Annotated in this window: 16 protein-coding genes; 5 read left to right on the top strand and 11 right to left on the bottom strand. The window is 57.0% G+C overall.

Annotated features, from left to right (window positions below; all coding sequences use genetic code 11):
* Window positions 1–22 precede the first annotated feature (22 nt).
* The 3 genes from ACR0BT_RS14860 to ACR0BT_RS14850 are packed head-to-tail and all read right to left on the bottom strand — an operon-like array spanning window position 23 to window position 2952.
* Window positions 23–1375, bottom strand: coding sequence for a TRAP transporter large permease (locus tag ACR0BT_RS14860; protein WP_170397698.1), 1353 nt, complete (start codon window positions 1373–1375; stop codon window positions 23–25).
* Entirely contained in the window at window positions 1375–1878 is a 504-nt protein-coding gene (locus ACR0BT_RS14855; RefSeq protein WP_223117615.1) for a TRAP transporter small permease, read from the bottom strand. The genes ACR0BT_RS14860 and ACR0BT_RS14855 overlap by 1 nt, the downstream gene beginning before the upstream one ends.
* A gap of 54 nt (window positions 1879–1932) precedes the next feature.
* Window positions 1933–2952: a TRAP transporter substrate-binding protein gene (locus ACR0BT_RS14850; RefSeq protein ID WP_170397704.1), complete on the bottom strand. Its 1020-nt coding sequence runs from the start codon at window positions 2950–2952 to the stop codon at window positions 1933–1935.
* Between the two features lie 200 nt (window positions 2953–3152).
* On the opposite strand from ACR0BT_RS14850, the gene paaG reads away from it, so the two are divergent.
* The 5 genes from paaG to ACR0BT_RS14825 all read left to right on the top strand — a co-directional run bounded on the left by paaG (window position 3153) and on the right by ACR0BT_RS14825 (window position 6595).
* Window positions 3153–3938, top strand: coding sequence for a 2-(1,2-epoxy-1,2-dihydrophenyl)acetyl-CoA isomerase PaaG (paaG, locus tag ACR0BT_RS14845; RefSeq protein ID WP_480763496.1), 786 nt, complete (start codon window positions 3153–3155; stop codon window positions 3936–3938).
* Between the two features lies 1 nt (window position 3939).
* Window positions 3940–4368 carry a hydroxyphenylacetyl-CoA thioesterase PaaI gene (gene paaI / locus ACR0BT_RS14840; RefSeq protein ID WP_170397710.1) on the top strand — a complete coding sequence of 143 codons (429 nt, stop codon included), beginning with the start codon at window positions 3940–3942 and terminating at the stop codon, window positions 4366–4368.
* A gap of 15 nt (window positions 4369–4383) precedes the next feature.
* Window positions 4384–5691, top strand: coding sequence for a phenylacetate--CoA ligase PaaK (gene paaK, locus ACR0BT_RS14835; RefSeq protein ID WP_170397713.1), 1308 nt, complete (start codon window positions 4384–4386; stop codon window positions 5689–5691).
* 22 nt (window positions 5692–5713) lie between these two features.
* Window positions 5714–6310 (top strand): TetR/AcrR family transcriptional regulator, encoded by a 597-nt coding sequence (locus tag ACR0BT_RS14830; RefSeq protein WP_170397716.1) that lies wholly within the window; start codon window positions 5714–5716, stop codon window positions 6308–6310.
* A 69-nt stretch (window positions 6311–6379) separates the two neighbouring features.
* Window positions 6380–6595 carry a hypothetical protein gene (locus tag ACR0BT_RS14825; RefSeq protein ID WP_170511540.1) on the top strand — a complete coding sequence of 72 codons (216 nt, stop codon included), beginning with the start codon at window positions 6380–6382 and terminating at the stop codon, window positions 6593–6595.
* A gap of 3 nt (window positions 6596–6598) precedes the next feature.
* Here ACR0BT_RS14825 and ACR0BT_RS14820 read toward each other — a convergent pair whose 3' ends face one another.
* The 8 genes from ACR0BT_RS14820 to ACR0BT_RS14785 form a co-directional block, all read right to left on the bottom strand.
* Window positions 6599–7357 carry a Phenylacetic acid catabolic protein gene (locus ACR0BT_RS14820; RefSeq protein WP_480763495.1) on the bottom strand — a complete coding sequence of 253 codons (759 nt, stop codon included), beginning with the start codon at window positions 7355–7357 and terminating at the stop codon, window positions 6599–6601.
* 12 nt (window positions 7358–7369) lie between these two features.
* Window positions 7370–8443 carry a 2Fe-2S iron-sulfur cluster-binding protein gene (locus tag ACR0BT_RS14815; protein ID WP_170397725.1) on the bottom strand — a complete coding sequence of 358 codons (1074 nt, stop codon included), beginning with the start codon at window positions 8441–8443 and terminating at the stop codon, window positions 7370–7372.
* Window positions 8444–8457: 14 nt separating this feature from the next.
* Complete coding sequence (paaD, locus tag ACR0BT_RS14810) at window positions 8458–8916, bottom strand: 1,2-phenylacetyl-CoA epoxidase subunit PaaD (protein WP_170511230.1); 459 nt, start codon at window positions 8914–8916, stop codon at window positions 8458–8460.
* A gap of 6 nt (window positions 8917–8922) precedes the next feature.
* Window positions 8923–9690: a 1,2-phenylacetyl-CoA epoxidase subunit PaaC gene (gene paaC, locus ACR0BT_RS14805; protein WP_480763494.1), complete on the bottom strand. Its 768-nt coding sequence runs from the start codon at window positions 9688–9690 to the stop codon at window positions 8923–8925.
* Entirely contained in the window at window positions 9690–9974 is a 285-nt protein-coding gene (gene paaB, locus ACR0BT_RS14800; protein ID WP_170404692.1) for a 1,2-phenylacetyl-CoA epoxidase subunit PaaB, read from the bottom strand. Before paaB ends, paaC begins: the two co-directional genes overlap by 1 nt.
* 23 nt (window positions 9975–9997) lie before the next feature.
* Entirely contained in the window at window positions 9998–10990 is a 993-nt protein-coding gene (paaA, locus tag ACR0BT_RS14795) for a 1,2-phenylacetyl-CoA epoxidase subunit PaaA (RefSeq protein ID WP_170404695.1), read from the bottom strand.
* A gap of 15 nt (window positions 10991–11005) precedes the next feature.
* The gene (pcaF, locus tag ACR0BT_RS14790) at window positions 11006–12208 is read right to left on the bottom strand and encodes a 3-oxoadipyl-CoA thiolase (RefSeq protein ID WP_170511547.1); all 1203 of its coding nucleotides are present in this window, start codon (window positions 12206–12208) and stop codon (window positions 11006–11008) included.
* Window positions 12209–12800: 592 nt separating this feature from the next.
* The coding region (locus ACR0BT_RS14785; RefSeq protein WP_480763493.1) for a hypothetical protein at window positions 12801–13003 on the bottom strand (203 nt) is incomplete at its 5' end.

The raw sequence follows: 13003 nt of genomic DNA, 5'->3' as shown, positions 1-13003 counted from the left end.
TCTCCTGTTTGATGCGGTGGGACTAGTGTCCCAAAGCGCCCATTTGCTGCGGCAGATACAGCACCACGATGGGCACCAGCACGATCAGCGCGAGGCGGAAAATATCGGCGATCCAGAACGGAGTGACGCCGCGAAATATGGTGCCGGTTGAGACGTCGCCCACCACGCCTTTCAGGATGAAGACGTTCAGGCCTACGGGTGGAGTGATCAGCGAGATTTCGGTGACAACCACGACGACGATGCCAAACCAGATTGGGTCATAGCCCAGAGACGTGACCAACGGGAAGAAGATCGGAACCGTCAGCAACAGCATCGAGAGAGATTCGAAGACGCAACCCAGAATGATGTAGATACCAAGGATCATCAGGATCACGACAAACGGAGCCACATCATAGGCTGTCACCATCGCGATCAGGGCTTCGGGCAAACCGGCCAGATTGATGAAATTCGAGAATATCTGCGCACCAATCAACACCGCGAACAAGGCAGACGCGGTAAAGCAGGTCTCTTTCAGGACTTCGAAAGTTGAGCCTACGGTCAACCCTCCGCGAAAGAGCGCAATCAAGAAGGCCCCGGCGGCGCCCATGCCCGCGGCCTCGGTGGGGGAGAAGGTCAAGTTCAATGGCTCGAAATCGAAGGCTCCGTAAAGCCCACCAATGACTAGAAAGAACAGCAGCAGCACCGCCCAAACCGAGCCCAGCGCACGGATGCGTTCGGACCATGTGGCACGCTCTCCGGCTGGACCGGCCTCGGGGTTGCGCCAGACGGTCCAGCGCACGGCGAAGAGGTAGAACAGAATGCCGAGGATGCCGGGGATGATGCCCGCCATGAACAGTTTCCCGATCGAGGTCTCGGTCAGCAACCCGTAGATGACCAGAATGACCGATGGAGGGATCAGAATGCCAAGCGTACCACCGGCGGCAATCGAGGCGGTCGAGAGTTCATCGGAATAGCCGTAACGCCGCATCTGCGGCATCGCGACCTTTGACATCGTGGCGGCGGTTGCCAGCGACGATCCGCAGATAGCCGAAAATCCGCCACAGGCCGCAACCGTCGCCATGGCAATGCCACCGCGCATGTGGCCAAGAAAGGCGTTGGACACCGCATAAAGCTCGCGCGCCATGCCGCCCTTGTTCACGAACAGGCCCATCAGGATGAACAGCGGCACAACCGACAGACCATAGTCCTGCGCAGTGTCGGTGATCTGTCGGCCCACCATGGACATGGCAGCCTTCATCCCGCGCTCATCAAAGATTGAGCCGCCACGCTCATAGGCAAATCCCAATGTGCCGACCAGACCCATGGCAAAGACGATAGGAAGGCGCACCAGCACCAAGATCAATACAATCGCAAATCCGATTAGCGCTGCGGTCATTACATAGGCTCCGACAGTGTATTTGGGGCGAAGGCCCTTAGCAGCCCAGTGGCGATCATCACCAGTGCAGTGATGGCAACAGACAGGGTAATGAACCAGCCGATCAGGTAGGTGGGGATTGAAAGATATTCGGTTACATCCCCATAATCCCGCGCTCGCTCGGCCAGGACCCAAACGCGTTGGACCGGCCAGAACAGCATGATGCCGCTGACCACATAGATCACAACGTCCCGCGCACGCGACAGATGCAGACGGTGGAAGAACCCGTCTGTCAGATCGACCGCGATATGGCCATTGGTGGTGGAGACGATCGGGAGGACAGAAAACACCAGAATTGCCATCAGAATGCGCGTCAGCTCGGTGGCGGCCTCAATGGGCGCATTGAAGACCGAACGCAGGATCACGTCGCAAAAGGTCATTACCATCAGGATAAACAGTGCAATGCAGGCCACGATCACTGGAAGGGCGCTGGCACGGCGCACAAGCTGAATAATAGGGGTCATGGGAAACTCGCGCAGGGTAAGTCAGGGCGGCGCAAGAGCCGCCCTGCAGTCGGATCAGTTCGAGGACATTTCCGATTTGATCATGTCATATGCGGCCTGAGCGTCGACACCTGTTGCGTCAACCTCGGCGATGACCTTGCCGCGGATGTCTTCGGCGATGGCCGAGAACTTCTCCATATCCGCATCTGTGGCAGCGTTGATGGCATTGCCTTCTGCCGCCTCGGTTGCCTCACGTCCAGTGGCGTCGATCTCATCCCAGATTTTGCCGATCTCACGGCTCAGCGGTTCACCGAATACGTTTTCTTCCAGCGCCGTCTGCAGCTCGGGTGGCAGATCTGCGAAGGTGTCTTCGTTCATGATGAATGCAAACGAACCACGATAGAGGCCACCGGGCATCTCATAGACGTTCTGCGCAACCTCGGTCAGCTTGAAACCCTTGCGCGATTCCAGTGGCATGACCACGCCGTCAGCGGCTTTCGATGCCAGTGTTTCATAGACTTTCGGAGCGGGCACCTGAATGCCGGTCGCGCCAAGCGCCGCACCAACGTCTCCGCCAACGCCACCCGGGATACGTACTTTCAGGCCCGAAACCTCATCCAGAGTGGTTACTGGCGCGCTGGAATGCAGCTGCGCGGGTCCATGCGTGTGCAAGGCGATGACTTTGACACCACGATGCTCGTCAGCAGCTTTCAAGTACTTGTCGTAGGCGCGCCAGTAAGCAACCGAAGCGTCCTCGGCCGAGCCTTCATAACCAGGCAGTTCGATCAGCTTGGTGGTGACGAAGCGTCCCGGTTGATAGCCGTGAAAGATAATCGAGGCATCGGCCGCGCCATCCATAATCAGGTCCATCTGCGCAGGCGGTGGAGCGATACCCAGCTTAAGCTCTGCGGTGACCTGCCCGTCAGTCGCCTCCTCTACCATTTCGACGAATTTGGGCCACATCTTTGCGTTGATGCCGTGGGTGGGTGGGGCCCAGCTGGAAATTGTCAGGGTGTAGTCAGCCGCAAAAGCAATGGTGCCGGACACCGCCAAGGTTGCAGACGCCAACAATGTGGTGAGCTTGGTGAATTTCATGACCGGGTCTCCTCCTCAAAATCGCAAGTCGTGAATGTGTTAATGGTACGTTTTGTAACTATCAACGACGAGAAATGCTGTTCCGCCCGCTGGCCAAAGTGCATTTCCGATCGCCGAGTCACAAACGGCTATAGAATTTATTGACCAACCGTTCGGTTTATGCAAGAAGTTTGTTGTAACTTATGAAAAGCGAACCGGGCATGTCCGACACGATTATTTCGCAGAATATGGGTCAATGGGTTGAAATTACACTCAATCGCCCTGATCGCCTGAACAGTTTCACGGATGAGATGCACCATGCCCTGCGCGCTGCACTTGAGGCCGCGCGTGACGGAGGTGCACGAGCGGTGCTGTTAACCGGCGCGGGGCGCGGGTTCTGCGCAGGGCAGGATTTGGGCGATCGAAACCCTGCCACGATGAAGGGTCCGCCGGATTTGGGCTATACGGTTCGCACCTTCTACGCGCCTTTGGTCCGCCTGATCAGGTCCTTGGAATTACCTGTTGTCTGCGCCGTCAATGGCGTTGCCGCCGGGGCTGGTGCGAATCTAGCCCTGGCTTGTGATGTGGTACTTGCCGCTGACTCCGCCAAGTTTATCCAATCATTTTCCAAAGTGGGCCTGATACCTGATACCGGCGGCAGTTGGCATCTGCCACGTTTGCTGGGTGAAGCCCGAGCCAAAGGGCTGGCCCTGACTGGGCAACCCCTGCCAGCAAAGCAGGCTGCGGATTGGGGGCTGATCTGGAAAGCAATTCCAGACGCTGAACTATTGACCGAGGCGCGCGCACTAACGGAACAGTTCGCCAATGGTCCGACGCTGGGACTTGGCCTGACGAAACAGACGATACAGGCGGCTGCCACGAATACCCTGACCGATCATCTCGAGACTGAGGCGGACGCAATGAAAACCTGCGGCGAAAGCGTCGACTATGCCGAGGGCGTTACTGCGTTTCTGGAAAAGCGCGCGCCAGTATTTCGGGGAGAATGAGATGACGCCGAAGGAACGCGCACAGAAAGCCGCTGCTGCCATGTGGGGGCGGGACAATGCCTCGAAATGGGCAGGCATGGAACTGGTGGAGATGGATGAAGGCGCTGCGACGCTGGCGTTGCAGGTGGCTGACCATCACTGCAACGGGCACGGGATCTGCCATGGCGGCGTGACATTCATGTTGGCCGACAGCGCCTTTGCCTTTGCCTGCAATAGTCGCAACCAGTCCACAGTCGCCCAGCACAATGTGATCAGCTACGTCGCGCCCGCGCGATCCGGTGATCTGCTGACGGCCCGCGCAACGGAACTGAGCCTGACAGGGCGCAGCGGCATCTATGACGTATCCATAACCAACCAAGCCGGACAAAAGATCGCAGAATTTCGGGGCTTTTCCCGCGCGGTCAAAGGCCCGGTGTTTGACGAGACCTGAGATGAGGGGGATGGCATGAAGGATCTTACTCCGAACAAGGCGGATCTTGATCCGATCGAGATCGCCTCGATTGATGAAATCCGCAACCTACAGTTGGATCGGCTGAAATGGTCGCTGCGCCATGCTTATGACAACGTGCCTATGTACCGGCAGCGGTTTGATGAGGCCGGTGTGCATCCTGACGACCTTCAGTCCCTCAGTGATCTGGCACGGTTTCCGTTTACCTACAAAAACGATCTGAGGGAAAACTATCCCTTTGGTCTGTTTGCAGTCCCGCGTGAGCAGATCATTCGTGTTCATGCCTCGTCGGGAACCACGGGTAAGCCAACCGTCGTGGGGTATACGCAAGGCGACATAGACAACTGGGCGGATCTGGTGGCGCGGTCATTGCGTGCCAGCGGTTTGCGCCGGGGCGACATGGTGCACAACGCCTATGGCTATGGCCTGTTCACCGGCGGTCTGGGCGCGCATTATGGAATCGAACGTCTGGGGGCCACGGTCGTCCCGATGAGCGGTGGGCAGACCGGCAAGCAGGTCGACCTGATCACTGACTTCAAACCAGACGGGATTATGGTAACACCATCATATATGCTGAACATTCTTGAGCAGTATCACAAGATTGGACTCGATCCGCGCGAAAGTTCCTTGGCTGTCGGCGTCTTTGGCGCTGAACCATGGACGGATTCGATGCGCTCCGAGGTTGAACAAGCATTCGATATGCATGCCGTCGATATCTACGGCCTGTCCGAGATCATGGGACCGGGCGTCGCCAATGAGTGCGTCGAAACCAAAGACGGGCCCGTGATCTGGGAAGACCACTTCTACCCCGAAATCATCGACCCGCAGACCGGCGAGGTCATGCCTGATGGTGAGATTGGTGAACTGGTCTTTACCACGCTGACCAAAGAAGGTCTTCCGATGATCCGCTATCGCACCCGTGACCTGACGCGGCTTTTGCCCGGCACGGCGCGGTCGATGCGTCGGATGGAAAAGATCACGGGCCGCTCGGATGACATGATCATTCTGCGAGGTGTCAACGTCTTCCCCAGTCAGATCGAGGAGCAGGTTCTGGCAACCGGCGGTCTGGCGCCCTACTACCAGATCGAACTTTATAAAGCTGGCCGGATGGACGCGATGCGCGTGCATGTCGAAGCAACGCCAGATGCAGCCGATGAGCTGAGCAAAACCGCCGCTGCTCGGATGCTATCTCGCCGGATTAAAGAGGTGGTTGGCATCTCGACCGAGATCGATATAGGCGAGCCGGGCGAGGTCGAACGCTCACAGGGCAAGGCCCGGCGTGTGATTGACAATCGGGACAGTTAAGCGACAGACGGAGGGTCAGGATTTGGCGCGCACGATAGCAAAAGACCACGACCATAAACGAACTCGCATCCTAAAATGCGCCGCCCGCGTCTTCGCGCAGGAAGGATTTGATCGGGCGTCAATGTCTCAGCTGGCGCGGGAGTGCGGGATATCCAAGGCCAATATCTATCACTACTACGACAGCAAGGACGCCATTCTGTTCGATATTCTCGACAGTTACCTGCTGCAATTGCGTGACCAGGTTTGCGGCTTGGACCTTGATGGGATGGAACCCGCGGATCGCTTGAAACGGGTGGTGCGGGAAATCCTACTGGCCTATCAAGGCGTGGATGATGAGCATCGCGTGCAAACCAGCGGCATGTCCGCATTGCCCGAAGAGCAGCAGAATCTGCTGCGTGGCTATCAGAGGGATCTGGTGGTGTTCGTCAGTGACATCATCGCCAGCATCTCGCCTGCAACTTTCAAGGATGATGCGGCCAAGCTTCGGGCCACGACCATGTCCGTTTTCGGAATGTTGAACTGGTTCTACATGTGGAATGCCGGGGCGGATGCCAACGCGCGCAGCGATTACGCCGCGTTGGTAAGCAATCTGACATTATCAGGTGTTGATGGCCTTTGAACCCTTGTTGGCACAGAGTTGATTTGGCTCTGCGGTCAGGATGAGGTTCAATAAGGGCGGAGGTTACCCATGCAACGCCCTGATCGTTTCGATAAATTCTATTTCGCCAAAGTAGGTCTGGGCGAAGCCTGTGGCTGCGCCGAGCGGGTGATTGACGTTTTTGAGTTCAATCGGAAATGTGGTGCTAAAGCCCAGCAGTCATTGAAGAAAGATCGGCGAAAGCGTCGCACGCTTCGCGGATTGGCCGTGAAGTATGGGTTGTTGAGCCGTAAACGCCAACCTTGAAAGCTAGGGTACTTCAAGTCCCAGCTTTTCGACCTGTTCGGTCGCTTTTACTGTCCACTGATCTTTCATCTCAATCCCGGTTAATTGCCGCAGCCCCAGCTTGCGGAGCGTTTCGGTTTTCTCGGCTGTGCCTGCCCCAAAACTTGCCGCGACCCGGGGCCACCAATAGTCGACCGACGCTTGCATTTCTGCAGCCTTTCCCTGTTCGATCAGCTTGCCCGCACCCTCAAGCGCAAGCTCCCCATGGCGCGCCTCGATCGGGGAAATCCCGCGGAAGGCCTCGGCCAGAGGCTGATAGGATATCTGCGAAAACTGGGCGAGTTGGACGTCAACCGCCTGGCTCATCAGCAGGTTCATAACCACGGCATCTTCCCATCCTTCGATCGGATAGTTGAATACAGCAAGGCGCATGTCGTGTTCGGACCGCGTAGCCCCGATATCCGCATCACGATCCAGACGTGTGGTCCAGGGATGGTGATTTGCATAGCGGTCAGTGTTGGCTCCGAACTCGCCCATGATTTTCAGGACACGATCTGCGTTGTCGGTCTTTTCCAGCACAATCTTGGCCGCCGCGATGCGTTCCTTGATGCCCGGGCCCAGATTTATGATGTCGGCAAAGCCCGCTGCGCCGGCCAGTTCGCTGTCCACGAAGGTCGCCATCAGTTTCATGAGCTCTGCACGATAGCGCGGAGGCACGTTGGTTGGATTACTCAGGACACCACCCGCTGCCAAATAGCTCTCGATTGTCATGTCTTCAGCCATCATTCCCTCCGTCTACTGATCGTAGTCCACGACAACGGTGTCGGTCATCGGATAGGCCTGACAGCTCAGGACGTATCCTTTCTCGACTTCGTAGTCTTCCAATGCGTGATTGGCGACCATCTCGACCTCGCCCTCAAGCACTCGGCAGCGGCAGGTTGAACAGACCCCGGCCTTACAGGCGTAAGGCGCGTCCATCGCATTCTCCAACGCGGCATCGAGAATCGATTGATCCTTCGGCATGGTGATCGTTTGCGTTGCCCCGTCCATGGTGATTGATGTTTTGGTCTGGTTGTCCTGAGATGCCGTGTCCGCCCCGCTTACTTTGCGCTTGACCCGACCGGGTTGAGCGCTGGCGAAGAGTTCAAACTTGATCTGCCCGTCGTTCAGCCCATGCGCCCGCAGGGCTGAGGCAATGCCCAGCATCATCGGCTCGGGGCCGCAGATAAACGCCGTGTCGACGTTCTGAATATCGATCCAGTGTTCAAAAAGTTCGGCACATTTGTCTTGCGTGACCAGACCGGTAAAAAGCTCGATTTCCTGCGCGTCTGTTTCCAGAATATGGATCACGTTCAGACGCCCCATATAGAGGTTCTTGAGGTCCTCAAGCTCCTCTCGGAACATGATCGTGTTCACGCCCTTGTTGGCATATACCAATGTGAACCGCGAATGTGGTTCTCGGGCAAGCGTCGTCTTCAGGATCGAGAGAACCGGCGTGATGCCCGACCCACCCGCAAAGCCCAGATAATGCTTTTCGGCGGAGGGATCGATTGCGGTGTAAAAGCTGCCCATCGGCGGCATCGCCTGCACCGTATCGCCCACCTTTAGATCGGAGTTGGCCCAGGTCGAGAATGCGCCGCCATCCACGCGCTTGATCCCCACCTGCAGAATGCCCTCATCCTTGCCCGCGCAGATCGAATAGGACCGGCGCAGTTCTTCCCCGTCGAAATCGCGGCGGAAGGTCAGGTACTGGCCTTGGGTAAAGTCGAATTCATCGGCTGAACCGTTTACAGGTTTCAACGTCACGACCACCGCATCGCGGATGGTTTTGTGAACATCGGTAACTTCCAGATCATGAAAGCGTGCCATCCGGTGATCCTCCCTCAGATGCACTTGAAATAGTCAAAAGGTTCCAGGCAGTCGGTGCAGCGCCAATGGGCCTTGCAAGGGGTCGAGCCAAACTGGCTGACCTTTTCAACCGCCTTGCTACCGCAATGTGGGCAGCGTTCAGGTCCACCTGCAGGCTGCGGCGGGGCGATGCCGTAATCCTCGAGCCGAGCACGGCCCTTGTCGCTGAGCCAATCGGTGGTCCAAGCCGGTGCGATACTTGTCTCGATCCGCAGATCGTCGATTCCATGATCACGCAGTGCAGTTTCGATATCCATGCTGATGACCGAGGTCGCCGGGCAGCCTGAATAGGTCGGCGTGACGGTAACCGTCAGAGTGTCATCATCCCATCGCACATCGCGTACGATGCCCAGATCGACGACCGAGATCACCGGAATCTCAGGGTCTGGTACAGCGTCCAGCCATTCCCACACCTGATCCGTTGAAGCCCGCATTGATCCTTACCACTTCGCGCCGGGATAGGCGCGCTGCAGCCACTGCATCTGTGTCAGAAGATGTCCTAGATGCTCGGTATGCATGCGACCGTCGCGCCCGCCCTTATGGGCAAAGCGGCTTTCGGGAATGGTTAGTGTCGCCTCGGACAGCACACGCTCGATCAGAGCGTCATATTCTGCGCGCAGATCTGCCGGGTTCGGGGCAATCCTCGCCGCAACCATTTCTGCATCAACATCGTCACTGGCAAACATCTCGCCGACATATGGCCAGAGATAGTCCAGCGCCTCTTGCATGCGGGCATGACTTTCCTCGGTCCCGTCGCCGAGGCCCACAACCGTATCGCCCGAACGTTCGAGGTGATAGCTAACTTCTTTGCTGGCCTTGGCGGCGATCGCCGCGACCCGGTCGTCAGAGGATGTCATCAGACGCCCCAGCATGATCGAATGCCAAGCATCGAACAGGAACTGACGCATCAGCGTGCGGCCGAAGTCGCCGTTCGGCACTTCGACCAGCAGCACATTGCGGAAATCCCAGGCGTCGCGCAGAAAGGCCAGATCATCGGCGGATTTGCCGCCGTCGATCTCTCCCGCAAGACCCAGCCACATCTGAGTCTGACCGATCAGGTCCAGCGCGGTATTGGCCAGCGCGATGTCTTCCTCCAGCACAGGCGCATGACCGCACCATTCGCTGACGCGATGGCCGAGGATCAGGGTATTGTCCCCCATCCGAAGCAGAAACTGCAGCAAAGCGTCATTGGAAACCCGAACACTCATTACATCGCCCCCACTTCTTCGGGAATATCGAAGAAGGTTGGATGGCGGTACACTTTGCTTTCGCTGGGCTCGTACAGCGGACCTTTGTCGCTGGGTGATGAGGCCGAGATGTTGTTGGCCTCAACCACCCAGATCGAAACGCCTTCGTTGCGGCGCGTGTAGACATCGCGCGCGTTCTTGATCGCCATTTCCGCGTCCGGGGCGTGTAACGATCCAACATGGCGGTGACTCATGCCATGTTGTCCGCGGATGAAGATTTCCCACAGGGGCCATTCGTTGTTCATTTGGTATCCTCCTCAGGGCAGTCTTATTCTGCAGCCAGATTTGCGGCGCGTTTCTTGCGGGCATGAGCCAGCAGCCCGTCGCGAACCCATTTACCGTCGTCCCACGCCTTGTTACGCGCGGCCAGCCGGTCGACATTGCAGGGGCCGTTGCCCTTGATCACATCGAAAAACTCGGACCAGTCCGGGTCGGTGTAATCATAATGGCCCCGTTCTTCGTTCCATTTCAGGTCCGGGTCAGGGATACTCAGACCCAGATATTCGGCCTGAGGCACGGTCTGATCCACGAATTTCTGGCGCAGCTCGTCATTGGTGTTGATCTTGATCTTCCACGCCATGGATTGCGCCGAATGCACGCTTTCCTTGTCCGACGGCCCGAACATCATCAGCGACGGGTACCACAGTCGATTTATTGCATCCTGCGCCATCTTACGCTGCTCTGGCGTACCCTCTGCCATCTTGCGGATCGCATCATAGCCCTGGCGCTGGTGAAAGCTCTCTTCTTTGCAGATGCGGATCATTGCGCGCGAGTATGGTCCGAAGGACGTCCGCTGCAGCGGAACCTGGTTCATGATCGCAGCGCCATCGACCAGCCATCCGACCGCGCCGATATCAGCCCAGTTCAGTGTCGGATAGTTAAAGATCGACGAGTATTTCATGCGCCCGTCCAGCAGCATCTCGGTGATCTCATCCCGGCTGACACCCAGCGTTTCTGCCGCGCAATAGAGATACAGCCCATGCCCGGCCTCATCCTGCACCTTGGCCAGCAGGATCGCCTTGCGCTCCAGCGTTGGCGCTCGGGTGATCCAGTTTCCTTCGGGCAGCTGGCCTACGATTTCAGAATGTGCGTGCTGGCCAATTTGACGGATCAGTGTCGCGCGATAGTCGTCGGGCATCCAATCCTTGGGCTCGATCTTGATATCGGCGTCGATCTTGTCCTGAAACGCGCGTTCCTGCTCGGTCATCTCCTCGCGGGATTTCACGCCTGTTCCGGCTGTTTTGATCATCTGAGCGTACATGTGAGGTCTCCTCCCTTACACACGTTCAAGAATAAGTGCGGCACCCTGCCCTACCCCGACACACATGGTGCAGAGCGCGTAGCGGCCTCCGGTGCGGCGCAGTTGATAGGCAGCAGTCATCACTAGCCGCGCACCGCTCATTCCAAGCGGGTGGCCAATGGCGATCGCCCCGCCATTTGGGTTCACATGCGGCGCATCATCGGGCACCCCGAGTTCGCGCAGCGTGGCTAGGCCCTGCGAGGCAAACGCCTCGTTCAATTCTATCACATCCATCTGATCAATGCTGAGCCCAGCCCGTGCAAGCACCTTACGGCTGGCTGGAACCGGGCCGATGCCCATCACGCGCGGCTCCACCCCAGCAACGGACATGCCAACCACACGGGCAATCGGGATCAGATCGTTCTTTGCCGCAGCAGATTCATTCGCCATCAGGATCGCCGCCGCGCCGTCGTTAACACCCGAGGCGTTTCCAGCGGTCACAGTCTTGTCCACCCCGTTGATGCCCTTTAGGCCAGACAGTTTCTCTGCTGTAGTCCCCGGACGTGGATGCTCGTCCGTATCGACCACCACCGGGTCACCTTTGCGCTGTGGGATTGTGACCGGGGTGATCTCCTCCTGAAACACCCCGGTCTGGTGCGCCGCGGCCCAGCGGGCCTGGCTGCGTTCGGCAAACGCGTCCTGATCGGAGCGACTGATACCATAAGCTTCCGCTACGTTATCCGCTGTTTCGGGCATCGAGTCGATACCAAATTCCTTTTCCATTTTCGGGTTCACAAAGCGCCAGCCGATCGTGGTGTCGTAAACGGCATTGGCACGAGTAAAGGCGGATGTTGCCTTGGGCATCACAAATGGCGCACGCGACATGCTTTCGACCCCACCCGCGATCGCCATGTCATAATCCCCAGCCTTGATGGCGCGCGCAGCCATGCCCACCGCATCCATGCCAGACGCGCAGAGCCGATTGATTGTCGTTCCCGGTACATCCACAGGCAGCCCTGCCAGCAACGCCGCCATCCGCGCCACATTGCGGTTGCTTTCACCGGCTTGGTTCGCATCGCCATAAATCACGTCGTCCAGACTGGACCAATCCACCTGTGGGTTACGCGCGACAAGCGAAGCGATTGGCAGGGCGGCAAGATCATCTGTGCGCACCTGGCTTAGTCCACCACCATATCGTCCGATCGGGGTGCGCTGGGCGTCGCAGATAAAGGCGTCCATAGGTCGATTACTCCGAATTTGAATTCACATCATTAAGTGACCGATAGGTCGGTTAATAAGCCTCTCATCGATTCGCAGCAAGCATTATGTTACTTCAACTACGTTTTCTTGATTTTTCCGTAACGCATTGACTCGCTGCGAGTAACTTGGTCGTGTGAAGTGTAGTCTCTGCCGGCTTACCACCTGCGCCAATACCGTCTCAGACCTTTGATAAGGGTTCCTTCAACACAAAATTTGACAAATCGAAAGCGTACTTAGACCGCTTCGAATAGGCAGTTTGAAATGTTGCCATTCTGAGATTGGAGTTCCGGTAAACGTTTGTATCTGCGGCAGACATCGCACCAGATTGTCTGGTTTTGACCTGTAGCGTTTAATGAATGACACTTAACAACTTTCGTCCCAAAAGCCGCCTTCAGTCATCGACAATCATCAAGTTAACTTTGAAAAGAAGCGTTGAATGCTCAATGCACAGAAGCCGAGACGACATCCATCATTCGCCGCTGTCTATCGGAGATCAAGTTGATCCCGTTAGAACGGAAGTATGCGATTAAACTTGTTGAGGAACTGTCGGTGTATTTGCGTTGGTTGAGATTCAAAACGAACAAAGCCGCCCTGCGGCGGTCTGTTCGGTGCTTTGTTCGACCCAATTGCTTGCGGGAGTAGGATTTGAACCTCTGAGTTTCAGGTTATGAGCCTGACGAGGTTTGATCGTTAAGCAATTGATCGGGGTGATCAATTGTAGTCTGCGCGGGCTGCTCTGGGATTTTCTAAAGTTGGTTGCGGGAGCAGGATTTG

The organism is Ruegeria sp. CJ6 (assembly GCF_056536665.1).
The sequence above is the reverse complement of the archived record's forward strand: the minus strand, read 5'-3'. Positions and strand labels throughout refer to the sequence as shown.

Bases quoted from the DNA above. Each gene is read 5' to 3' on its own strand.
- ACR0BT_RS14860 (WP_170397698.1), bottom strand. From the start codon at position 1,375: ATGACCGCAGCGCTAATCGGATTTGCGATTGTATTGATCTTGGTGCTG.
- ACR0BT_RS14825 (WP_170511540.1), top strand. From the start codon at position 6,380: ATGCAACGCCCTGATCGTTTCGATAAATTCTATTTCGCCAAAGTAGGT.
- paaB (WP_170404692.1), bottom strand. From the start codon at position 9,974: ATGAACAACGAATGGCCCCTGTGGGAAATCTTCATCCGCGGACAACAT.
- ACR0BT_RS14820 (WP_480763495.1), bottom strand. From the start codon at position 7,357: ATGGCTGAAGACATGACAATCGAGAGCTATTTGGCAGCGGGTGGTGTC.
- paaA (WP_170404695.1), bottom strand. From the start codon at position 10,990: ATGTACGCTCAGATGATCAAAACAGCCGGAACAGGCGTGAAATCCCGC.
- paaD (WP_170511230.1), bottom strand. From the start codon at position 8,916: ATGCGGGCTTCAACGGATCAGGTGTGGGAATGGCTGGACGCTGTACCA.
- ACR0BT_RS14855 (WP_223117615.1), bottom strand. From the start codon at position 1,878: ATGACCCCTATTATTCAGCTTGTGCGCCGTGCCAGCGCCCTTCCAGTG.
- paaK (WP_170397713.1), top strand. From the start codon at position 4,384: ATGAAGGATCTTACTCCGAACAAGGCGGATCTTGATCCGATCGAGATC.
- ACR0BT_RS14850 (WP_170397704.1), bottom strand. From the start codon at position 2,952: ATGAAATTCACCAAGCTCACCACATTGTTGGCGTCTGCAACCTTGGCG.
- paaC (WP_480763494.1), bottom strand. From the start codon at position 9,690: ATGAGTGTTCGGGTTTCCAATGACGCTTTGCTGCAGTTTCTGCTTCGG.
- pcaF (WP_170511547.1), bottom strand. From the start codon at position 12,208: ATGGACGCCTTTATCTGCGACGCCCAGCGCACCCCGATCGGACGATAT.
- paaG (WP_480763496.1), top strand. From the start codon at position 3,153: ATGTCCGACACGATTATTTCGCAGAATATGGGTCAATGGGTTGAAATT.
- ACR0BT_RS14815 (WP_170397725.1), bottom strand. From the start codon at position 8,443: ATGGCACGCTTTCATGATCTGGAAGTTACCGATGTTCACAAAACCATC.
- paaI (WP_170397710.1), top strand. From the start codon at position 3,940: ATGACGCCGAAGGAACGCGCACAGAAAGCCGCTGCTGCCATGTGGGGG.